The following is a 22,659-nucleotide window of genomic DNA, read 5'->3' on the forward strand; positions in this document are numbered from 1 at the left end:
CGGCACGCATTAATGGACAAGCCCGGAGTATCCCTGAAGCACGCGAGCGGCGTCAATCGCGTGCGCTGGCAAAAAGCCGCCCATCCCAAAAAACTTATAGTATATTTATTACGGCATGACTCCACCGATACACCGTGTTTGACACCCGTCCGAGGAGACTATGAAGACCCATACCATCAGCCTGCTATGCGCCGTCAGCCTGCTGGCCGCCTGCGCGGCGCCAGCGACGCTCACCACCTCCAATGATCAGCACGACGCCTGCAACGCGGCCGAACTCAAAGGCCAGTTTGGCGAAGCGGAACTGGCTTGCGTACAGGCGCTGCGCAGCGCCGAGCAAGCCGGGGCCAGCGCGGACGTCCTCTCGCAGCGCCAGTACAACCTGGGCCGCATCAAGCGTTTGCAGGGCAAGAATGCGGAAGCGGAGCAGTTGTACCGGCAAGCGCTGGCCACGGAAGAAGCGGCGCAGCCGCGCAGCGACGCGCGCGTCGGCCGGCGCATGGTGGAACTGGCGTCGGCCCTGGCAGCGCAAGGCAAATGGCAGGAAGGCACGGGCTATCTGGAACGTGTGCTGCCGCTGTTGCCGAAGCTGTCGCCCGCCTCGCGCACGTATTCGGCGCAAGTGCTGCGCCAGTACGCGAAGCAGTTGCAAGGCGGTCCGCAGGCGGCACTGGGCGCGCGCTTTGAAGCCGTCGCGGCCAGCCTGCAATAAGCGACTCGCGGGGCCCGGCCTAGGGCTGGGCGACGTGGATGCTGGCCTTGATGTGCTTGAGGTGGGCCACGATGGTGAACGTCATCACCACCAGCAGCGACCATGAGCTCCATTTGCTGACATGCACGACCGACCAGGCGCCAAGCTGGTTCGGATAGCGCCACACGCCCCAGAAGGTGCTGATGTTTTCAGCCAGCCAGATGAAGAAGCCGACCAGCACGAAACCGAGCAGCAAGGGCATGCTGCGGTCGCGGTCGAGCGGACGGAACACCACGCTGGTGCGCGCGTACAGGCCCAGCGCGCAGGCGGCCAGGTACCAGCGATAGTCGCCGATGTAGTGGTGAGTAAAGAAGTTGGCGTAAATCAGCAGCGCGATCAGCACCGCCATCCAGTATGGCGGATGGTGGCGGATCCGCATGTCGAGCAGGCGCCAGGTTTGGATGATGTAGCTGCCGACGGCCGCATACATGAAGCCGGAAAACAGGGGCACGCCAAACACCTTGGTGTAGGCGAAGTCGGGATAGCTCCACGACTGGATCGTCCCCGACACCTTGAACACTTCCAGCGCGAAGCCGACCGCATGAAACAGGCAGATGGCTTTCAATTCATCCCACGTTTCCAGCCCGCTCCACAGCATCGCGCCCTGGATCGCCAGCGCCACCAGCAGCAGCACGTCATAGCGCGGCAGGCCGAACAGGTCGGCGCGCGGCACCAGGAACACGGCAGCGAAAAACAGCCCCACGAACAGGCACGACCTCGCCTCCTTGATGCCGAAATACAAAAATTCGGTCAGGAAACGCGGCCAGCCGCGCAGGCGCTCACGGGGAGCTGCATTTAACAGGTGGTTATCGAGGGCATTAAGCATGCGGCAACTTTATCGTCCAGTTGCGGCACTGTAAAGCGATTTTGCAGAGATGCGCTGGCACCAATAGCAATGGGGCCGGGCGCACTCACGATCGTGAGCAGGCCCGGCCCCATCATCAGGCAGCGGGACACCCCGCCGGCCTGCTTAAAGACAATTATTGCAGTTTGATTTCGACATCAACACCAGCTGGCAGGTCCAGCTTCATCAGCGCGTCAACGGTTTTGTCCGTTGGGTCAACGATGTCCATCAGGCGTTGGTGCGTACGGATCTCGAACTGATCGCGCGAAGTTTTGTTGACGTGCGGGGAACGCAGCACGTCGAAACGCTGAATACGGGTAGGCAGTGGTACTGGGCCTTTGACGACAGCGCCGGTGCGCTTCGCGGTTTCAACGATTTCCAGAGCGGACTGGTCGATCAGTTTGTAATCGAAAGCCTTCAGGCGGATACGGATTTTTTGGTTTGGTGCCGACATGATATTTCCTTAAAAGAACGAACCGCGCGGTCTGCACGGCAATGAGGTCATACGGGAATTTCTGACGCAACAACCGTCAGGGTCGACATGATAGCACCAAAATGCTTGCCAACCCCGGCAGTTGAATAAAAAGAAGGGCGCCGGGCGACGACGCGTCTTCTTTTATGCAGGCTTAAGAATTAAGCCAGGATTTTTGCAACAACACCAGCGCCGACGGTACGGCCGCCTTCACGGATAGCGAAGCGCAGACCTTCTTCCATCGCGATCGGGTTGATCAGCTTGACGGTGATCGACACGTTATCGCCTGGCATGACCATTTCTTTGTCTGCTGGCAACTCGATCGAACCAGTGACGTCCGTCGTGCGGAAGTAGAACTGTGGACGATAGTTGTTGAAGAATGGCGTATGACGGCCGCCTTCGTCTTTCGACAGAACATAGATCTCGCCGGTGAAGTGTGCATGCGGCTTGATCGAGCCTGGCTTGGCCAGAACTTGACCACGTTGCACGTCTTCACGCTTGGTGCCGCGCAGCAGCAGACCAACGTTGTCGCCAGCTTGACCTTGGTCCAGCAGTTTGCGGAACATTTCCACGCCGGTGCAAGTCGTTTTGACGGTATCGGTGATACCAACGATTTCGATCTCTTCGCCGACTTTAACAATGCCGCGCTCGATACGACCGGTCACAACGGTACCGCGACCCGAGATCGAGAACACGTCTTCCACTGGCATCAGGAAAGCACCGTCAACAGCGCGCTCTGGCGTTGGGATGTAAGCATCCAGCGCATCGGCCAGACGCAGAACCGCGTCAACGCCCATTTCGCCTTCTTTGCCTTCCAGCGCCATACGTGCCGAACCTTTGATGATAGGCAGGTCGTCGCCTGGGAATTCGTACTTCGACAACAGCTCGCGCACTTCCATTTCAACCAGTTCCAGCAGCTCTGCGTCGTCGACCAGGTCGCACTTGTTCAGGAACACGATGATGTATGGAACGCCAACTTGGCGGGCCAGCAGGATGTGTTCGCGGGTCTGTGGCATTGGGCCGTCAGCTGCGGAACATACCAGGATCGCGCCGTCCATCTGGGCAGCACCGGTAATCATGTTTTTGATGTAATCGGCGTGGCCTGGGCAGTCAACGTGCGCGTAGTGACGCGTTTCCGTTTCGTACTCGACGTGAGCGGTGTTAATCGTGATACCGCGCGCTTTTTCTTCTGGTGCTGCATCGATCTGGTCGTATGCTTTAGCTTCGCCGCCGAATTTCTTCGACAGAACCGTTGCGATTGCAGCGGTCAGCGTGGTTTTACCGTGGTCGACGTGGCCGATGGTGCCGACGTTGACGTGCGGCTTGGTCCGTTCGAATTTACCTTTTGCCATTTTATTCTTCCTTAGAACAATGATTTAAATGTAGGGACCGGCATTCTCGTGAAAGCCGGCCCGGAACTTCTATTACTTAGCTTTCGAGCTTACGATCGCTTCAGTCACATGCTTAGGTGCTTCAGCATAGTGCTTGAATTCCATCGTGTAAGTCGCACGACCTTGGGTCGACGAACGCAACGACGTAGCGTAACCGAACATTTCCGACAGAGGCACTTCGGCCTTGATGATCTTGCCGCCACCGCCAGCAATTTCATCCATACCTTGCACCATGCCGCGACGCGACGACAGATCGCCCATCACGGTACCGGCGTAGTCTTCCGGCGTTTCCACTTCCACGGCCATCATTGGCTCCAGGATGACTGGCGATGCTTTGCGGCAGCCATCTTTGAATGCCATCGAAGCGGCCATGCGGAATGCATTTTCGTTCGAGTCAACATCATGGTACGAACCGAAGAACAGCGTGACTTTCACGTCAACGACTGGGTAACCAGCCATCACGCCCGAAGTCAGCGTGTCGCGCACACCTTTTTCAACTGCAGGGATGTATTCGCGAGGAACGGTACCGCCCTTGATCGCGTCAACGAATTCGAAGCCCTTGCCCGGTTCTTGCGGTTCGATCTTCAGAACCACGTGACCGTATTGACCACGACCACCCGATTGCTTGACGAATTTGCCTTCCGACTCTTCGCACACTTTACGGATCGTTTCGCGGTAAGCCACTTGTGGCTTGCCGACGGTGGCTTCAACGTTGAATTCGCGCTTCATGCGGTCAACGATGATGTCCAGATGCAACTCGCCCATACCGGCGATGATGGTCTGGCCCGATTCTTCATCGGTACGCACGCGGAACGATGGATCTTCTGCTGCCAGGCGGTTCAGCGCCAGGCCCATTTTTTCCTGGTCGGCCTTGGTTTTTGGCTCGACTGCCTGCGAAATCACCGGCTCAGGGAAGACCATGCGCTCCAGAACCACGCTGGCTTTCTCGTCGCAAAGCGTATCGCCAGTGGTGGTGTCTTTCAGACCCACAACGGCGGCGATGTCGCCAGCGCGCATTTCCTTGATTTCTTCGCGTTCGTTCGCTTGCATCTGCACGATACGGCCGATACGCTCTTTCTTCTGCTTCACGGAGTTCAACACCGAGTCGCCCGAATTCAGGGTACCCGAGTAGCAACGGATGAAGCACAACTGACCGACGAACGGATCGGTTGCGATCTTGAACGCCAATGCCGAGAATTTCTCATTGTCGTCAGCGGCGCGCTCGACTGGCTGCTCGTCCTCGTCCAGACCTGGGACAGGTGGAATATCGATTGGCGATGGCAGGTACTCGATGACCGCGTCCAACATGGCTTGTACGCCCTTGTTTTTAAAGGCGGTACCGCACAACATTGGAACGATTTCGCTGGCGATGGTACGCTGACGCAGGGCAGCCTTGATCTCTTCTTCCGAGAGGTCGCCTTCTTCCAGGTACTTGTTCATCAGGTCTTCCGACGCTTCAGCAGCGGCTTCAACCATGTTCTCGCGCCACTTGGCAGCATCAGCGGCCAGGTGTGCAGGAATGTCGCCGTATTCAAACTTCATGCCTTGCGACGCGTCGTCCCAGATAACAGCTTTCATCTTGACCAGATCGATAACACCGGTGAAGACGTCTTCAGCGCCGATAGGCATCTGAATAGGTACTGGGTTGGCTTTCAGACGCGAACGCATCTGATCGTAGACCTTGAAGAAGTTGGCGCCGGTACGGTCCATCTTGTTCACGAAGGCCAGACGTGGCACTTTGTACTTGTTAGCCTGACGCCATACCGTTTCCGATTGTGGCTGCACGCCGCCGACTGCACAGTAAACCATGCAGGCGCCATCCAACACGCGCATCGAACGTTCCACTTCAATGGTGAAGTCAACGTGGCCTGGGGTGTCGATGATGTTGATGTGGTGAGCTGGGAAGTTGTTAGCCATGCCTTTCCAGAAGCACGTAACAGCAGCCGAGGTAATCGTGATACCGCGCTCTTGCTCTTGTGCCATCCAGTCGGTGGTGGCAGCGCCATCATGGACTTCGCCCAGCTTGTGGTTCACGCCTGTGTAGAACAGGACGCGCTCGGTCGTGGTCGTCTTACCTGCATCGATGTGAGCGGAGATACCGATATTACGATAGCGCTCAATGGGGGTCTTGCGGGCCATAATTAATCCTAAATGAATGGACAAAACCGAGCAGCATTTTTTTGCAAAAATGAGCCCGGCCTCGAACAACAGATGCTTGACAGCCGCCTTGCGGTAGCTGGCTTTATATTAGAAGCGGAAATGCGAGAACGCTTTGTTCGCTTCAGCCATACGATGGACTTCGTCGCGTTTTTTCATCGCGCCGCCGCGGCTTTCAGCCGCTTCCATCAGCTCACCGCCGAGGCGTTGTGGCATCGATTTTTCGCTGCGCTTGTTAGCAGCTTCACGCAACCAACGCATGGACAGAGCCATACGACGGACTGGGCGAACTTCGACCGGCACCTGGTAGTTTGCACCACCGACGCGACGGGATTTCACCTCAACCAACGGCTTGGCGTTGTTGATTGCGGTAGCAAAAACTTCGAGTGGATCTTTACCCGATTTTGCTGCGATGTGCTCGAAAGCACCGTAGATGATGTTTTCTGCAACCGATTTCTTACCGGACAGCATCAGCACGTTTACAAATTTAGCGACATCAGTGTTGCCGAATTTTGGATCTGGCAAAATTTCGCGCTTGGGTACTTCACGACGACGTGGCATATCAATTCCTTTCAATCTTCAGTTGAGCGCGCGTTCTTCGCACACTCGCGGACGACCATCATAGTCTTCCACTTACTCGACCAGATGCGGTCGACTACATTCACTTAGCTAGTTGCCACTGAGCGAAACTTGGGTTTGCTGCGTACAACTTATTACTTCTTGCCTGCTTTAGCGCGCTTGGTACCGTACTTCGAACGCGATTGCTTACGGTCTTTAACGCCTTGGGTATCCAGGGCACCGCGAACCATGTGGTAACGCACACCCGGCAAATCCTTAACGCGACCGCCGCGCAACAGCACAACACTATGCTCTTGCAGGTTATGGCCTTCACCGCCAATGTACGAAATAACTTCGAAACCATTGGTCAGACGAACTTTAGCGACTTTACGCAGAGCCGAGTTAGGCTTCTTTGGAGTCGTGGTGTAAACACGTGTGCAGACGCCACGTTTTTGCGGGCTGTTTTCCAGCGCCGGCGATTTGCTCTTCACGGTCAAAGCGACGCGTGGATTGCGAATCAATTGATTGATGGTTGGCATCGTTATAAATCCAACAAAAAACTACGATTAATAACCCGGGCAAGATGCCCGGCGACTAAAACCTCGTCCCGCTTTCATCTACTGCGCACCGGAGGCGCCCGCAGCCACTCGATAAGGAGCGGCCATGAAATGCCAAGCAATACGTAAACGATGAGCAGAATAAAATCGAGAACTCGCTAGTTTAGACCTTGTGTTACAGGGGGTCAATCTGTTTACCGCTTTTTGCTATAAAAAAAGGCAAAAAAGCGGCACTTTTGTAGCATTTTGACTAATCTTTGGCTGCAGCGCGCAGACGCCGCCGCCTCGCGGTGCTTGACGATTTGACATTCTTTCTCTGCCACCAAGCATCTGGCGCGCACATTCTTGTATGACCGCAAGACAACAAAAGGATTGATAATAGCGGACATTTTTCGCTGCCCTCCCTTATGCGCTCCTTGCTTCGCCCTGACTATCTGTTCCTGCTCCTGACGTATGCCTTGCTGACGGCCGTACCCTTCATCCCCGCGCTGCTGGGACGTGCGCTCGAGCATCCCTGGCAGATGCTCACGTTCGAGCTGCTGGCCTGGCTGGCCGTCTGGAGCGTGTTCAAGCGTCCCGCGTATTTCCACTGGCTGCTGGTGCCCGCCTTCCTGGCCCTGCCGACGGAAATCTACCTGTTCATCTTCTATGGCCAGGGTATTTCCACGCACCACCTGGGCATCATCTTTGAAACCAGCCCCAAGGAAGCGATGGAATTCCTCGGACAAAAAGTGTGGCTGATGGGCGCCGTCATGCTGGGCGTGATCGCCTGGTGCGCGCTGAGCTGGTATGCGGCCACGCGCACGCGCGACCTGGACTGGCGCGGCAAGACGCGCCCGGCCGCCTTCGTGCTGCTGCTCCTGCTGGGCGGCTTCTGGGCCTATGGCCATGAATTCGGTTTCGAGGCCAAGGTCCTGCACAGCGCCACCGCACCGGCCAAGGCCAGCGGGCCGGCGGCCAGCGGCAAGGCGGGCGCCTCCGGCTTCGGCGACGCCAGCTCGGCCGACGATGAAACGGCCGAGGAAGACGAGGAAAGCAGCAAGCCGGAGAACGCCAGCATCGCCGGCGCCGACGAGACGGGCCTGGGCTGGCCCAGCCTGCCCCACTGGGCGCGCCTGCCCTACGCCTTCGACACCGTCAGCAATTCCTGGCCCTTCGGCCTGGCCGCGCGCGGCTTCGATTTCTACAAGGAACGCCGGTACCTGGCCGAGCTGGGACAGAAAAGCAGCAGCTTCCGTTTCGGCGCGCACCAGCAACAGCCCGATACCAACCCGGAAGTGGTGGTCATGGTGATCGGCGAATCGTCGCGCTACGACCGCTGGAGCCTGAACGGCTATGAACGCGATACCAATCCTCTGCTGAAGCAGGAAGCCAACCTGGTGCCGCTGGCCGACGTCATCACGGCCGTTTCCGCCACGCGCCTGTCCGTGCCCGTCATCATCTCGCGCAAGCCGGCCACGCAAAGCCTCAAGGATGGTTTTTCAGAGAAATCCTTCCTGACCGCCTACAAGGAAGCAGGCTTCAAGACCTACTGGCTGTCGAACCAGATCTCGTTCGGCCAGTTCGACACGCCCGTGTCCGTGTTTGCCAAGGAAGCGGACGTGGTGCAATTCCTGAACCTGGGCGGCTTCACCAACAATTCAAACTTCGACCAGATCCTGTTCGACCCGTTCAAGAACGCGCTGGCCGACCCGGCGCCGAAAAAACTCATCGTGCTGCACACCCTGGGCAGCCACTGGAACTACAGCCAGCGCTATCCGAAGGCGTTCGACAAGTGGCAGCCGTCGCTGTTCGGCGTCGACAAGCCCGTCTACACGGACACGGCCATCAAGCCGCAGCTCAACAACAGCTACGACAGCTCCATCCTGTACACGGACTGGTTCCTGTCGAACGTGATCGGCATGCTGAAGGAGGATGGCCAGCGCACCGCCCTGCGCAGCTCGCTCGTCTACGTGGCCGACCACGGCCAGACCCTGTACGACGGCACTTGCCGCCTGGCCTTCCACGGCCATAACACGCAGTTCGAATTCCACGTGCCCGCCTTCGTCTGGTATTCGCCGCAATTCCAGCAGCACTATCCGGACAAGGTGACGCAGCTGCGGCGCCATCAGAAGGCGCGCCTGTCGACGGAAAACATGTTCCATACGCTGCTCGACCTGGGCGACATCCGCTTTGCCGGCGAACAGCCCGAATGGAGCATCGCCAGCCCCCGCTTCAAGCAGCACAAGCGCTACGTCGACAGCTATGGCTGGACCAACTACGACAACGCCATCATCCGCGGCGATTGCCGCGAAGTGATCGACAAGAGCACGCCGGAGAAGCAGGACAAGTAAGCGGCGGGCGGCGACTGTCAGGCCGCCGCGGAATGGCGTTCGGCATCGCGCTCGGCATCGCGCAGCAAGGCCTCCGGCACGCCGCGCTTTTTCAGCGCCGCGATCAGCCGCGCCGTCGAGTCCTGCGCCAATTGTGCCTCATCGCGGCGCAAGCCGTCGCTCAGATAGGCCTTCAACAGCGTTTGATAACCGGCAAAGCCGCGTAGCGGCGCGATCTCTTTCATGGCGTCCACCACGTCGACCGGAATGCGCAAGGTAATCGACGTCATGGGGCGATCTTTCGCCAGGCGGGTTTTCAAGCGGTCAGACAGCATATGCAGTTTCCTCCTTGTGATCCGCCATACGGGCGGAAATAATGCGGATGGCGACGTCCTCGATCTCGACATGTACCACGAACAGCCGCCGCCCGGCAGCATCGAAACCGATGGCGGCATCGCGTGCCTCCTGATTGCGCGAGGCTTCCACCAGCACCAGCAGCGGGTCGCCAAATACCTGCGCAGCCTCCTCGAACCGGATACCGTGCTTGCGCTGGTTCAGCTGCGCCTTGGCAGCATCCCATACAAACGCATCAGCCCCAGGGTGAAGTGGACGTCCATGCAAAAAGATTAGCACACGTATTGACGATGTCAATACAAACCATCACGTGGGGGCGCATGTCCTCAAGCCATGTCCAGCACGCCGCCGCAATCGGCCGGTTGCGCCATGTGCGTGCTGAGCCAGTCGAAGACGCGCCCGGCCTTGTCCGCGATGCCGGCGTCGAAACCGCGCTGCGCCAGCAGGGCGATGCCATTTGTTGCTTGCAGCACGCCGGGCGCCAGCAGCAGCGCGCCGGCGTCATCGCGGCGCACGCACCATGGCGCCAGGCAGTCTTCCAGCAGCGGCCCCAATACCAGGTTGTGCGACGAGACGATCACCAGGTGGCGCGCCGCCAGGGAGTGCAGCACGGCGGCCGCAGCCGCCACCGATTCGAGGTGGTTCGTGCCGCGGAAGATTTCATCGATCAGGAACAGGGCCGGCGCGCCCTCCTCGGCCAGCGCCAGCAATTCGCGCGCGCGCCGCAATTCGGCGATATATAAACTTTCGCCGCCATCGAGCGAGTCTTCATTCTGCATGCTCGCATACACGACCAGGTGCGGCACGTCGGCGCTGTCCGCATAACAGAAACCAAAGGCCCGCGCGCAGACCAGGTTCAGGCCTATGCAACGCAGCAAGGTGCTCTTGCCGATACCGTTCTGGCCGGAGATGAAGCAGCCCTTTCCCTGCACGCCGAACGACAGCGGCGCGGCATTCTCCAGCAAGGGATGCCGCATGCCCTGCAAGGCCAGCGCGCGCGGCGCCGCGGTGCCCGCCCAGCAAAACACGGGGGCCGTACGCAGCTGCCGCGCCAGCGCCAGGTCCGCTTCCAGCTGGGCCACCTGGGTAAAGGTCTCGCGCAGGAAGGGCAGCTGCCGCGCCACCAGCTGGCGCGTGCGGAAATAGCGCTTGACGTTTTTCAGCAGCAGCCAGTCGCCATATTCGACCAGCAGCGTATCGATGAAGGGCACGTAATGCAGCAACGAGCGCTCGATGGCGCGCGTCAGCCTGGCCGCCTGTGCGCTACCGGCAGCCAATGACGAGGCTGCAGGCACATCGAGCCGCACCAGCGCGGCACGGGTTTTCAGCAGGTGGCGCAAAGTATCGAGCGTGCGTTCCCACAGCTTGGCGCTTTCGTAAAAACGCACTTGCACGGTCATCAGCGCAACACAGGCGGCCAGCACGCCAAACAGCGCCGGCCAACCTGCCAGCCAGCTGGCGGCGATGGCCAGCAACAAGGCCAGCGGCACCAGCCATAGCCAGACGCTCCACCATGGCGCTGCCGGCAGCGCCGCACCGAACAGGGTCTCGCTCACTTCCGTATCGGCCTGGCGCAAGGGACGGCAAGCTTGCTGCAGGCTGGCCGCCTGGGCTGGCTCGTCCAGCAATCGCCGGACGCGCGCGATGGAGGCCGGATCGGCCTGGCCACCGCTCAGGCGCCGGTGCAGCTCCTGCTGGCCGAAGATGCTGGTCTCGCGCGCCAGTTGCGACGCATACTGGTCGAGCAGCAGCTCGTTCCAGGTCTGGCCATCGAGCGCTGGCGCCTCGCCCGTCAGCCGTTGCAGCATCGCCACGTCGCTGCGCGCAAAAGGATAATCGAGCGCTGGCGCCAAGGCACGGGCAGGGAAAAGTTGCTGGAGGAACGGATGCATGGCGCTTGGGGAAGAGTCAAAAAAGGAGTCGCCACAGCAGATGCAGGCGATTGCCAATTTATCAAGCACAACTTGCGCGGACGGACATGCTGGACAGCGCGGACACCTCGGACAGCCGGACACGAGAATTTTTTTCTATTCAAATCAACGGCTTAATCACTGGCACGGATCGTGCATTGGAAAATGCATCCTTCACGAGACATGACCATGATCCGCGATACTTCCTCCCAAGACGCCGTACTGACCGCCCCGCCGGGCCAGCGCCACAAGCAACGCGCCCTGCTGCTGGCCGGCGCCGTCATCGTCATCGGTGCCGCCATCGCTGTCGTTGCCGGCTGGCGCAACAGCGAGCATTCCGTCAACAGCAGCCGCCTGCGCATCGCCGAGGTCACGCGCGGCACCCTGATCCGCGACGCGGCCGTCACTGGCCGCGTGGTCGCCTCGATCAGCCCGACCCTTTATTCGACCACGGTGGCCACCGTCACGCTGAAAGCCAAGGCGGGCGACACGGTGAAAAAGGGCGACATCCTGGCCGTGCTGGAGTCGCCGGACCTGTCCGACGCCCTCAAGCGCGAACAATCGAGCGTGCAGCAGCTGGAGGCGGAAGTGGCGCGCCAGCAGATCCTGGCCAAGAAGCAGAAACTGCTGGCGCGGCGCGAAGCCGATACGGCCGAAATCGAGCGCCTGTCCGCGCAGCGCACGCTGGAACGCTACGAAAGCGTGGCGCAGGTGGGCATCATCGCCAAGATCGATTACCAGAAGGCCAAGGATGCCTTGAATTCGGCCGATATCCGCAGCAAGCACGCTTCGCAGGCGGCAGGCCTGGAAAGCGAAGACGTGACCCTGGCCCTGAAAACAAAAAGCAATGAACTCGAACGCCAGCGCCTGAGCCGCGACAATGCCCAGCGCCGGGTCGACGAGCTGACCGTGCGCGCGCCCGTCAACGGCTTCATCGGCACCCTGTCGGTGGCCAATCGCAGCGTGGTGCAAGCCAATACGGCCCTGATGACCCTGGTCGACCTGTCGCAGCTGGAAATCGAGCTCGAGGTGCCGGAAACGTATGTCGCCGACATCGGCCTGGGCATGCGCGCCGAGATCGAAACGGGCGTCATCAAGGCGACCGGCAAGCTGTCGGCGCTGTCGCCGGAAGTGGTGAAAAACCAGGTGCTGGCGCGCGTGCGTTTCGACGGCGAGCAGCCGGCCGGCCTGCGCCAGAACCAGCGCGTGGCGGCGCGCCTGCTGATCGATGAAAAACCGAATGTGCTGATGCTGGCGCGCGGCTCCTTCGTCGAAGCCGAAGGCGGCCGTTTCGCCTACGTCGTGCGCGATGGCGTGGCGATGCGCACACCGATCAAGCTGGGCGCGACCAGCGTGTCGGCCGTGGAAATCCTCGACGGCTTGAAGCTGGGCGACAAGGTGGTCGTCGCCGGCACGGAAAACTTCGAGAACGCGGCCCGCGTCTCGCTCAACTAACAACACTCATCCAACCAGGAGCCCTCCATGCTGCGCATGCAAAACCTGAGCAAAGTCTACCGCACCCACATGATCGAAACCCACGCCCTGCGCGGCTTCGACATCCATGTGCGACAAGGTGAATTCGTCACCGTCACGGGGCCGTCCGGCTCGGGCAAGACGAGCTTCCTGAACATCGCCGGCCTGCTCGAGGAATTCACGGACGGCGAATACATCCTCGACGGCGTCAACGTCCGGGGCATGGACGACAATGCCCGCTCGCGCCTGCGCAATGAAAAGCTGGGCTTCATCTTCCAGGGTTTTAATCTGATTCCCGACCTGTCGCTGTTCGACAACGTCGACGTGCCGCTGCGCTACCGGGGCTTCAACCGCGCCGAACGCAAGGAGCGCATCGAGGAAGCACTGGCCAAGGTGGGACTGGCGTCGCGCATGAAGCATTATCCGGCCGAATTGTCGGGCGGCCAGCAGCAGCGCGTGGCGATCGCGCGCGCGCTGGCCGGCTCGCCCAAGCTGCTGCTGGCCGATGAACCGACGGGCAACCTCGATACGCAGATGGCGCGCGGCGTGATGGAACTGCTCGAAGACATCAACGCGCAAGGCACCACCATCCTGATGGTCACGCACGATCCGGAACTGGCGCTGCGCAGCCAGCGCAATGTGCACATCATCGACGGCCAGGTGTCGGATCTGGTGCAGCACCGCGCCACGCTGTCGGCCAGGCCGCAGCACCCCGTGACAGCGTAAGGAGAAACCATGTTCCGCTACTATTTCACCTTGGGCCTGCGCAGCCTGCGCCGCAACCGCGCCCTGACGGCGCTGATGGTGCTGACCCTGGCCGTCGGCGTGGCCGCCAGCGTCTCCACCGTCACCATCCTGCACGCCATGTCGGGCGATCCGCTGCCGCACAAGAGCGACCGCATGTTCGTGCCGATGATCGACATCCTGCCCGTCAAAGGCTACGTCCCCGGCGACAAGCCCGGCTTCTCGCAAGCCCAGATGAGCTATATCGATGCGCGCAATTTCATGGCCAGCAAGATGGGCGTGCGCCGTACCGTCATGTACGGCGTGGCCGGTCCGGTCGAGCCGGCGCGCAAGGATATCGGGTCTTTCAATGCCCAGGGCATTGCGCCCACGCGCGATTTTTTCAGCATGTTCGACGCCCCCTTCCTGTACGGCCAGCCGTGGAGCGAAGCCGATGACGCCAGCGGCGCCGACGTGATCGTCCTGAGCCGCGCGCTGGCTGAAAAACTGGTGGGCTCGAACAACCCGGTCGGCCAGCGCGTGACGGTGCTGGGCCGGCCCTACATGGTGACGGGTGTGCTGGCGACCTGGGACGTGGTGCCACGCCCGCACCGCATCATCGGCAGCAAGGGCGCTTTCGGCGCGGAAGACGAATTCTTCATCCCGTTTGCCAGCGCGATTCGCCACGAGACGGAACACGACGGTGGCATGAGCTGCAACGGCGACAATAACGCACCCGGCTACCAGGGCAGGCTCGCTTCGGGCTGCACCTGGCTGCAGTTCTGGTTCGAGATGGCCAGCAGCGGCGAGCGTGGCCAGTTGCAGCAGTATCTGGATGCCTATGCGGGCGAGCAGCGCAAGCTGGGACGCATGATGCGCAATGCGCCCAACAAGCTGTACGACCTGAACGAATGGATGGCCTTCCTGAAGGTGGTCGACAACGACAACAAGCTGGCGGCCTGGCTGGCCTTCGGCTTTCTGCTGCTATGCCTGGTCAACACCATCGGCCTGCTGCTGGCAAAGTTTTCCGTGCGCGCCAGCGAAGTCGGCATCCGCCGCGCGCTGGGCGCCACGCGGCGCGACATCTTCCGCCAGTTCCTGATCGAAAGCGGCGTGATCGGCCTGGCCGGCGGCGTGATCGGCCTGCTGCTGGCGTTTGGCGCGCTGGCCGTGGTCAGCCAGCAGTCGAAGGAACTGGGCACCGTGGCGCACATGGATGTGCCGATGCTGTTGCTGACGTTTGCCATGTCGGTGCTGGCGGCCCTGCTGGCCGGCCTGCTGCCCACCTGGCGCGCCTGCCAGGTGACGCCGGCGATCCAGCTCAAATCCCAATGAACATCCTTTACCCAACATGAGGTCCAGCATGGAAATCCGTCCCATCCTGTCGGCGCTGATGCGCAGCAAAACCGGCGCCATCCTGGTGGCCGTGCAGATCGCGATCAGCCTGGCCATCCTGGCCAACGCCCTGCACATCGTCAACCTGCGCCAGGCCGTGGCCGCGCGGCCCACCGGCGTGGCCGCTGAAAACGATATTTTTTATGTCCATATCCAGAACATGAACCGCGGCAACCACCAGCGCCAGCTGTCCGAACAGAAGCGCCAGGCGGCCCTGCTGCGCGCCTTGCCGGGCGTGCTGTCGGTGGCGCAAACGTCGCAGGCGGTGCTGTCGCGCTCCGGCAACTCCACCAGCGTGTCGGCCAAGCGCAGCCAGGTCACGCCCAGCGCCAACATCTCGACCTACGTCACCCCCGATGCCCTGGTCAAGACCTATGGCTTGAAGCTGGTGGAAGGACGCGACTTCCTGCCTGAGGAGGTACCCGAGATCGATGAAGATGTCGACGACCGCTACCCCACAGTGGCCATCGTGACGCTGGCCGCGGCGCAAAAAATCTGGCCAGGCGAAACCAGCTTTGTCGGCAAGACGCTGTACCGGGGCAACGGGGCCGATGATCCCGAACTGCGCGTGGTCGGCGTCGTTGAACGGCTGCAGACGCAGGTGGGCCAGGTCAAGGCCGAAGGCGAATATTCGATCCTGATGCCGGCACGCCTGACGGGCGGGCGCGATTCGCTGCTGTATGCGGTGCGCGCCGAACCGGGCCAGCGCGACCGCCTGATGAAGGAGGCCGAGCAAGCCATCCGCACTGCCACCAGCGACCGCCTGCTGGTACGCACCGATACCCTGGAAAAGCACCGCACGTCACGCTACCGGGCCGACCGCGGCCTGTCATGGATGCTGATCGCCGTGTCGACCCTGCTGCTGCTGGTGACGGCCAGCGGCATCGTCGGCATCGCCAGCCTGTGGGTGACGCAGCGCCGCAAGCAGATCGGTGTGCGGCGTGCGCTCGGTGCCCGCCGCGTCGACATCCTGCGCTATTTTTTGACGGAGAATTTCATGATCACCAGCGTCGGCGTGGCCTGCGGCGTGCTGCTGGCCCTGGGCTTGAACCAGTTGCTGGTCAGCCAGCTGGAAATGGCCCGCCTGCCACCCGTCTATCTGCTGGCCGGCGCACTCGTGTTCTGGCTGCTGGGCGTGGGCGCCGTGTACGGCCCGGCATGGCGCGCGGCCAGCATTTCGCCGGCCACTGCCACCCGCAGTACCTGAGCCGGCACCTGAGTGATATGCTGCGCGCATGCCTACCGTACTGATTATTGACGACAATGCCGCCGTGGCCATCGCGCTCGACGTGCTGTTCTCCCTGCACGAGATCGACGCCGTGCGCGCCGCCTCGCCCGAGGAAGGCCTGCAGCTGCTCGAGCGCCACGCCATCGACCTGGTGGTGCAGGACATGAACTTCACGGCCGACACCACCTCGGGCGAGGAAGGCAGCGCGCTGTTCCACGCCATCCGTGCGCGCTACCCGGATCTGCCCGTGATCCTGCTGACGGCCTGGACCCAGCTCGACGCGGCCGTCGACCTGATCAAGTCCGGCGCGGCCGACTACCTGGCCAAGCCATGGGATGACCGGCGCCTGATCGCTTCCGTGCAGAACCTGCTGGAACTGGGACAGGCCAACCGCGCGCTGCGCCAGCGCGTGGTGGCCGAGCAGCGCCAGCGCCACGCGCTGGAACTCGACTTCGACTTGCGCGGCATGGTGTGGCAAGACCCGGCCACGGAGCGCGTCGTGCACCTGGCGTGCCAGGTGGCGCGCGCCGACGTGCCCGTGCTCATTTCGGGGCCGAACGGCAGCGGCAAGGAGCGCATCGCCGCCATCGTGCAAGCCAATTCCCAGGTCGCCGGCGGCCCCTTCGTCGTGCTTAATTGCGGTGCCGTGCCGGTCGAGCTGATCGAGGCGGAACTGTTCGGCGCGGAAGCGGGCGCCTACACGGGCATCACGCGCGCGCGCGACGGCAAGTTCGACGCGGCCGACGGCGGCACCCTGTTCCTCGACGAGATCGGCAACCTGCCGCTGGCCGGGCAAATGAAACTGCTGCGCGTGCTGGAAACGGGACGCTTCGAGCGCCTCGGCTCGAACCGCGAACGGCAAGTGAAAGTGCGCGTCATCAGCGCCAGCAACGCCGACCTGCCGGCGATGATCAAGGCCGGCACGTTTCGCGAAGACCTGTTCTACCGCCTGAACGTGATCGAACTGCGCCTGCCGCCACTGGCCCAGCGTCCGCTCGACATCCTGGTGCTGGCGCGGCACTTCCTGGGCAGTGACAAAACCCTGGACGCGCAGGCGCAGGCGACCCTGCTGGCGCACGGCTGGCCGGGCAACGTGCGCGAACTGAAAAACGTCATGCAGCGCGCCAGCCTGCTGACGGCCGGCCCGGTGATCGGCGCGCAGGAAACGGGCTTGCCGCTGGCCGGTGTCGCATCGCCGCGCGCGCCGCACGATGGCGCCGCGACGGAGCCGGACCGCGACAGCGTCACCGCGGCGCTCGCGCGCGCGCACGGCGTGGTGGCGCAGGCGGCGCAGGAACTGGGGCTGTCGCGCCAGGCCCTGTACCGGCGCATGGAACGCCTGGGTATCGCGCGCGGCTGATGGCCTATCGTCCCATGCGCCTCTCCCTGCTCACGCGCTGGACGGCGCTGATCGTCACCCTGCTGGTGCTGGGCATCGTCATCGCCCTGCTGCTCGCGCATTTTTTGCCGGGCCAGCCGCTGCTGGTGCTGGCTGGTACCCTGTTGTGCGTGCTGCCGGTGGCCATCATTACCATCCGCGCCCAGCTGCAATCGATGCTGTCGCTGTTTCGCGCCTTGAGCGGCACGGTGACGAGCTACCAGGACGGCGACTTCGGCTTCAGCCTGCGCTGGCCGCAGAACGATGAACTGGCCGACCTGGTGGCGGCCCACAATGCGCTGGGCGACGTGCTGCGCAAGCAGCGCCTGGAGCTGGTGCAGCGCGAACTGCTGCTCGACACCATGGTGCAAAACACGCCGGTGGCCATGCTGCTGGTGGCCGAGGGCAGCGCCATCGTCTACGCCAACCTAGCCGCGCGCCAGCTGCTGCACCACGGCCGCCGGCTCGAAGGGCGCCACCTGGCCGATATCGTGCGCGAGGCATCACCGGCCCTGGCCGAAGCGCTGGCGCGCGCCAGCGATGGCTTGTTTACCAGCGGCGAGGGGGAGCAGGAAGAGGTGTATCACCTGGCGCGGCGCAGCTTCAGCCTGAACGGGCGCAAGCACGAACTGCTGCTGTTGCGCCAGCTGACCCTGGAACTGCGGCGCCAGGAAGTGCAGACCTGGAAAAAAGTCATCCGCGTCATCAGCCATGAGCTCAACAACTCGCTGGCGCCGCTGGCCTCGCTGGCCCATTCCGGCGCCGAGCTGGTACGCCGCGGCCAGACCGAACGCCTGCCGCAAATCCTCGCCACCATCGAGGAACGCACGCGCCACCTGGAAACCTTCATCCTCGGCTATGCGCGCTTTGCCAAGCTGCCCACGCCGCGCCTGGCGCCGTGCGAGTGGCAGCCGTTCCTCGACGGCCTGGCCTCGCAGGCGGCCTTCACGCTCGACTGCATACCACCCGCCCAGGAGGCCGTGTTCGATGCGGCGCAAATGCAGCAGGCGCTGCTGAACCTGCTCAAGAATGCACTGGAATCGGGCTCGCGTGAGGAGCATATCGGCCTGCACGTCAGCCAGGCGCAAGGGCAGCTGCGCATCGAAGTGCGCGACCGCGGCCCGGGCATGAGCGGCGCCGTGCTGGAAAACGCGCTGGTGCCGTTTTATTCCACCAAGCGCAGCGGCACGGGACTGGGCCTGGCCCTGGCGCGCGAAATCGCCGAAGCCCATGGCGGGCGCATCACCCTGGCCAACCGCGAGGGCGGCGGCCTGGCGGTGACCTTGATCCTTCCATTACTGACTGGAAATTAATTTCCCGTGCAACGAATTTTTGATCACATGCTCCGCAATTATTTTTCAGTATTATATTGATAATTAGAGTTTTTAATATTGCAACATCGCGAGCGCCATGCCCGTGTGTTAGAAATAAGCTATTTAAGTTTGCATAATGATATAAAAATAGCTCATTGACAATGAAATGTCCTGGCGATAATTTATCTGAGCGGCACGGTTTTTTTGAAACATCAATCGTTTTTTCGCGGGGATAAAAATGAAACTGAAATCACTCATCGCAGTGGCGCTCCTGAGCGCAGCTTCCATCGGCGTAGCGCAGGCGACAGCGTATAACGTGGACCTGAGCAACACCACCGGCAACCTGTGGACGGGCGGCTTCAACGCCACGCCCAATCCGCTCGGTGAATTTACCGACACCTTCACCTTCACTCCCGACGCGACTTTCGGCTCGACCGCGCAAGCCTTCCTGGCCAACCTGTCGGTCACCGGCAGCGATGCGGCCTCCATCAACTTCAGCGGCGCCGACCTGAACGGCATCGCCCTGACGGGCTTTGGCGGCCCCACCGTCTTCGGCTATGCCCAGGGCGAAGTGCTGGCGCAAACCAGCCTGCTGTTCAACGGTCCGATGGTCCTCACCGTCATGGGCAACAGCAATGGCGGCAGCTATGGCGGCACCTTCAACCTGAACCTGGCCCCCGTTCCCGAACCGGAAACGTATGGCATGCTGCTGGCCGGCCTGGGCGTACTGGGCTTCCTGGCACGGCGCCGCAAGCAATCTTGAGCTTCCCACCCAAAAGACGCTGCGGCGTCTTTTTTTCGGCCGGCTGCTAAACTGGCGCCATGACGACCGACTTTACCTCCACCAGCCATACCGCTTTCAGCCACCCTGGCCACCCGCCGGCCACCACCACCGAACACCGCGGCATCCGCTATCTGCACCTGGGGACCAAATGGGTGCAGGGCGCCATGCGCCTGGACAAGCCCGACACCATCGAGCTCGAATACGTGCAGATGATGATGATGTGGATGCTGTTCAAGACGCAGCCCAGACGCATCGTGCAGCTGGGCCTGGGCAGCGCCGCGCTGACCAAATTCAGCTACCGCCGCTTCCCCGACGCCTCGGTCACGGCCATCGAACTCAATCCGAACGTGATCGCCATCTGCGGCGCCCAGTTCGCGCTGCCGCCGAACGACGCACGCCTCGATGTGCGTGAAATGAATGCGCTCGACTTCGTGCTCGATCCGGCCAACCACGGCACCGTCGACGCGCTGCAAGTGGACCTGTACGATGAAGACGCGCGCGGCCCCGTGCTCGACACGCCCGAGTTCTACCAGGCCTGCTTCGACTGTCTGACGGACGACGGCATCATGTGCACGAATGTCTTCGGCGACTTCCCCAACTATGACAAGAATTTGCAGGCGATGGAACTGGTGTTCGACGCCGTCGTGTGGGTGCCGGAAGTGGAAGATGAAAACATCGTCGTTCTCGCTTTCAAAAAATCGCCATCGCTCGACTTCAGCGAGCTATACGAACGCGCCGCCACCATCAAGAAGCAATTCAACCTGCCCGCCAAGAACTGGGTCAACGGCTTGAAGCAGTGGATGCAGGACCAGCAGTAAGCCCCATCAGGCGCGGTGCCCGTGCGATCTCATTCAAGAGCCTCTTCCCACCGCCCTTCGGCGCGATAAAACCCCAGCTTCTTGCCCCCCTTGAAGCGCGCGGCCTTCATCAGGCCAGCGAGCTCGCTGGAGATCAACAGGTCGCCCGATTGCGCATCCCTGGCGACCTGCCTGGGCGCCATGGCATCGTCGCGGAAAAACCTGCTCGTAAAATAGATGATGTTGCCCTTGTCATCTTTTTCAGCGATTGAACGCGCGAGGTCCACCGTCTGTACGCGTTGCGCCGCATTGACGATGTAAAACGGCTGCGCCACCAGTTCACCGCCCGCCATGATGCAGGCGGGGGCGAGCAATTCCACGTCCTGGCCTGCGGCGCCGGCGAGGAATTCGGCCAGGAGGGCCGAGACCAGCGGCACCTCACCGAGCAGCCACAGACAGTCATATTTCAATAGCCGCTCCTTGGGACAGGCAAAATGCACGGGTGGCTTGTCCATGCCGGGCGGAAAAGGCGCCCCCTGCAGCAGGTCCAGGTAGTCGAAGTTCGATCCTGCCGTCTCATACGAGCCATGTTCCTTGTCGTAGGAACCGGTGAGTTTGTCATTGTAATAAATCGGGGCTTTCCAGCTCAGTATCATGGGCAGTATTCTGATTGGGTTGGCAAGAGCCCTATTGTGACCGCTTCGCCTGCCCAGCCGCGCCAGCTTGCGCGAGCACTGCGCCCAGGCGGCGCGCCAGGCCATCCATGTTCTCGGCCGGCACCTGCGCATAACCGAGCAGGAAACCGTTCCAGCCTGGCTCTTTTCCCGTCCCCTCGCCCGTGCCATGCGCGGACAGGGCCAGCGCCACGATGCCGTCCTGCGCGGCGCTGCGGCTCAACGCCAGGTCATCCCATGCGCGATCGTGAAAACGCAGCGCCAGGTGCATGCCGGCCGTGCCGCCATGGATGGCCGCGCCGCCGCACGCATAACGCTGCAAGGCTTCGCTCAAGGCGTCGCGGCGCTGGCGATACAGGCGGCGCATGCGGCGCACGTGACGCGCAAACAGGCCGCTGCGCAGGAACTCGGCCAGCGCCAGCTGCTCGGCCACGCGTCCGCGCGCGGCGCCCTGCGCCTGCATCTGCGCGAAAGCGCCGGCCAGCGCGGCCGGCACGACGATAAAGGCGATGCGCAAGGCGGGAAACATGGTCTTGCTGAAGGTGCCCAGGTACACGACGGGGGCGTCGGCCACCAGTCCCTGCATGGCGGCCAGGGGCGGGCCGCCATGGCGAAACTCGCTGTCGTAATCGTCTTCGATGATCAGGGCGCCGGCCGCGCGGGCGCGTTCGAGCAGCGCCATGCGGCGCGCGGGACTGAGCACGCTGCCCGTCGGATACTGGTGCGACGGCGTCGTGTAGATCAGGCGCGGCGGCGTATCGCGCCAGTCGTCATCGGTCGGCGCGATGCCATCCATGTCGACGGCGATACCGGTCACTTGCAAGCCGGCGCCACGGCCCGCCGCCAGCGCGCCGCCATAGCCGGGATGCTCGATCCACAAGGTATCGCCCTGGTCGGCAAAGGCGCGCAGGCAGACATCGAGGCTGCTCTGCGTGCCGTCCGTGATGAACACCTGGCCCGCATCGCAGACGACGCCGCGCGCGGCGCGCAAATGCTCGGCGATGGCCATGCGCAGTTGCGGCTCGCCGGCAGGATCGCCGTAATTGAGCTGGCGCGGCGTCAGCGCGCGCCACGCGCGGTCCAGCATGCGGCGCCACTGCGCCAGCGGGAATTCGTCGAGCGCCGGCACGCCGGGCGCGAACGCCCCCATGGCGTCGGCGGGAAACACCAGCGCCGCGCTGGCATCCTGTCCCGACACGCCGCGCAAATGCCGGGCCCGGCACGATAATCCATCATGGCCAACGCTCACCGACGATGCCACCGGCACCCCGGCGCTGCCAGCGACGACGGTGCCGCGCCGGTCCGGCAAGACAAACCCTTCGCTGGCCAATTGCTCGTAGGCGTACAGCACGGTATTGCGCGCCAACCCCAGTTCGGCGGCCAGCACGCGCGTGGCGGCCAGACGCGTGCCGGGCGCCAGCTGGCCGCTGCGGATCGCCGCGCGCAGGCATTCATGCAGCAGGCGCTGGCGCGGCCAGCCCCGCTCGCGGTGCGTGCACTCGAACGCGTTCAGCAGCAAAGCAAAATCCATGTGCCTCCTTACCTTGTGGCTCTAAATTATTTCTCACTTCTGGATCTTTTTTCAGGGCCA

The 22,659-nt window shown here is 62.1% G+C and carries 21 protein-coding genes; 10 read left to right on the plus strand and 11 right to left on the minus strand.

All coding sequences use genetic code 11. From position 1 onward, the window contains the following. Window positions 1-160 precede the first annotated feature (160 nt). Window positions 161-709 carry a tetratricopeptide repeat protein gene (locus ACPJXG_RS26435; protein ID WP_425252781.1) on the plus strand — a complete coding sequence of 183 codons (549 nt, stop codon included), beginning with the start codon at window positions 161-163 and terminating at the stop codon, window positions 707-709. A gap of 19 nt (window positions 710-728) precedes the next feature. Here the strand turns inward: ACPJXG_RS26435 and ACPJXG_RS26440 are convergent, their stop codons facing one another. From ACPJXG_RS26440 to rpsL, 6 genes are all read right to left on the minus strand, one after another. Continuing rightward, on the minus strand, window positions 729-1,574 hold the full coding sequence (locus ACPJXG_RS26440) for a DUF817 domain-containing protein (protein ID WP_425252782.1): 846 nt from the start codon (window positions 1,572-1,574) through the stop codon (window positions 729-731). Between the two features lie 154 nt (window positions 1,575-1,728). Then, on the minus strand, window positions 1,729-2,046 hold the full coding sequence (rpsJ, locus tag ACPJXG_RS26445; protein WP_010394389.1) for a 30S ribosomal protein S10: 318 nt from the start codon (window positions 2,044-2,046) through the stop codon (window positions 1,729-1,731). Window positions 2,047-2,225: 179 nt separating this feature from the next. Then, window positions 2,226-3,416 carry an elongation factor Tu gene (gene tuf / locus ACPJXG_RS26450; RefSeq protein ID WP_034753125.1) on the minus strand — a complete coding sequence of 397 codons (1,191 nt, stop codon included), beginning with the start codon at window positions 3,414-3,416 and terminating at the stop codon, window positions 2,226-2,228. 72 nt (window positions 3,417-3,488) lie between these two features. Beyond that, on the minus strand, window positions 3,489-5,594 hold the full coding sequence (gene fusA / locus ACPJXG_RS26455; protein ID WP_034753184.1) for an elongation factor G: 2,106 nt from the start codon (window positions 5,592-5,594) through the stop codon (window positions 3,489-3,491). Between the two features lie 108 nt (window positions 5,595-5,702). Further along, complete coding sequence (gene rpsG / locus ACPJXG_RS26460; RefSeq protein WP_010394377.1) at window positions 5,703-6,173, minus strand: 30S ribosomal protein S7; 471 nt, start codon at window positions 6,171-6,173, stop codon at window positions 5,703-5,705. Between the two features lie 152 nt (window positions 6,174-6,325). After that, a complete protein-coding gene (rpsL, locus tag ACPJXG_RS26465; protein WP_010394376.1) occupies window positions 6,326-6,709 on the minus strand; it encodes a 30S ribosomal protein S12 in 384 nt (127 codons plus the stop codon). Between the two features lie 425 nt (window positions 6,710-7,134). On the opposite strand from rpsL, the gene ACPJXG_RS26470 reads away from it, so the two are divergent. Beyond that, window positions 7,135-9,060, plus strand: a complete 1,926-nt coding sequence (locus ACPJXG_RS26470) for a phosphoethanolamine transferase (RefSeq protein WP_425252783.1) — start codon at window positions 7,135-7,137, stop codon at window positions 9,058-9,060. 17 nt (window positions 9,061-9,077) lie between these two features. Here the strand turns inward: ACPJXG_RS26470 and ACPJXG_RS26475 are convergent, their stop codons facing one another. From ACPJXG_RS26475 to ACPJXG_RS26485, 3 genes are read right to left on the minus strand one after another with little or no spacing between them, the layout of a single operon-like run. Then, on the minus strand, window positions 9,078-9,374 hold the full coding sequence (locus tag ACPJXG_RS26475; RefSeq protein ID WP_425252784.1) for a hypothetical protein: 297 nt from the start codon (window positions 9,372-9,374) through the stop codon (window positions 9,078-9,080). Then, window positions 9,364-9,672, minus strand: a complete 309-nt coding sequence (locus ACPJXG_RS26480; protein ID WP_425252785.1) for a BrnT family toxin — start codon at window positions 9,670-9,672, stop codon at window positions 9,364-9,366. The genes ACPJXG_RS26475 and ACPJXG_RS26480 overlap by 11 nt, the downstream gene beginning before the upstream one ends. 47 nt (window positions 9,673-9,719) lie before the next feature. Further along, window positions 9,720-11,285 carry a MutS-related protein gene (locus ACPJXG_RS26485; protein ID WP_425252786.1) on the minus strand — a complete coding sequence of 522 codons (1,566 nt, stop codon included), beginning with the start codon at window positions 11,283-11,285 and terminating at the stop codon, window positions 9,720-9,722. Between the two features lie 207 nt (window positions 11,286-11,492). Here ACPJXG_RS26485 and ACPJXG_RS26490 point away from each other — a divergent pair, with 207 nt between their 5' ends. From ACPJXG_RS26490 to ACPJXG_RS26525, 8 genes are all read left to right on the plus strand, one after another. Continuing rightward, the gene (locus tag ACPJXG_RS26490; protein ID WP_099401443.1) at window positions 11,493-12,758 is read left to right on the plus strand and encodes an efflux RND transporter periplasmic adaptor subunit; all 1,266 of its coding nucleotides are present in this window, start codon (window positions 11,493-11,495) and stop codon (window positions 12,756-12,758) included. A gap of 27 nt (window positions 12,759-12,785) precedes the next feature. Continuing rightward, a complete protein-coding gene (locus tag ACPJXG_RS26495) occupies window positions 12,786-13,502 on the plus strand; it encodes an ABC transporter ATP-binding protein (RefSeq protein ID WP_035823997.1) in 717 nt (238 codons plus the stop codon). A gap of 9 nt (window positions 13,503-13,511) precedes the next feature. Further along, window positions 13,512-14,834 (plus strand): ABC transporter permease, encoded by a 1,323-nt coding sequence (locus ACPJXG_RS26500; protein WP_035823994.1) that lies wholly within the window; start codon window positions 13,512-13,514, stop codon window positions 14,832-14,834. A gap of 28 nt (window positions 14,835-14,862) precedes the next feature. Then, window positions 14,863-16,101: an ABC transporter permease gene (locus ACPJXG_RS26505; protein WP_035823992.1), complete on the plus strand. Its 1,239-nt coding sequence runs from the start codon at window positions 14,863-14,865 to the stop codon at window positions 16,099-16,101. Window positions 16,102-16,129: 28 nt separating this feature from the next. Beyond that, entirely contained in the window at window positions 16,130-17,482 is a 1,353-nt protein-coding gene (locus tag ACPJXG_RS26510) for a sigma-54-dependent transcriptional regulator (RefSeq protein ID WP_425252787.1), read from the plus strand. Next, entirely contained in the window at window positions 17,482-18,813 is a 1,332-nt protein-coding gene (locus ACPJXG_RS26515; RefSeq protein ID WP_225243007.1) for a sensor histidine kinase, read from the plus strand. The genes ACPJXG_RS26510 and ACPJXG_RS26515 overlap by 1 nt, the downstream gene beginning before the upstream one ends. Before the next feature lie 238 nt (window positions 18,814-19,051). Further along, on the plus strand, window positions 19,052-19,576 hold the full coding sequence (locus ACPJXG_RS26520; RefSeq protein WP_099401279.1) for an FxDxF family PEP-CTERM protein: 525 nt from the start codon (window positions 19,052-19,054) through the stop codon (window positions 19,574-19,576). A gap of 59 nt (window positions 19,577-19,635) precedes the next feature. Continuing rightward, window positions 19,636-20,415 (plus strand): spermidine synthase, encoded by a 780-nt coding sequence (locus ACPJXG_RS26525; RefSeq protein ID WP_425252788.1) that lies wholly within the window; start codon window positions 19,636-19,638, stop codon window positions 20,413-20,415. Window positions 20,416-20,444: 29 nt separating this feature from the next. Here ACPJXG_RS26525 and ACPJXG_RS26530 read toward each other — a convergent pair whose 3' ends face one another. Together ACPJXG_RS26530 and ACPJXG_RS26535 are read right to left on the minus strand one after the other, a co-directional pair. Further along, entirely contained in the window at window positions 20,445-21,050 is a 606-nt protein-coding gene (locus ACPJXG_RS26530; RefSeq protein WP_425252789.1) for a hypothetical protein, read from the minus strand. A gap of 31 nt (window positions 21,051-21,081) precedes the next feature. Continuing rightward, a complete protein-coding gene (locus ACPJXG_RS26535; RefSeq protein ID WP_425252790.1) occupies window positions 21,082-22,599 on the minus strand; it encodes a PLP-dependent aminotransferase family protein in 1,518 nt (505 codons plus the stop codon). Window positions 22,600-22,659: the final 60 nt, after the last annotated feature.

Origin of the sequence: Janthinobacterium sp. NFX145, from assembly GCF_049810325.1 — a bacterium.
GTDB classification, from domain to species: domain Bacteria; phylum Pseudomonadota; class Gammaproteobacteria; order Burkholderiales; family Burkholderiaceae_D; genus Janthinobacterium; species Janthinobacterium rivuli.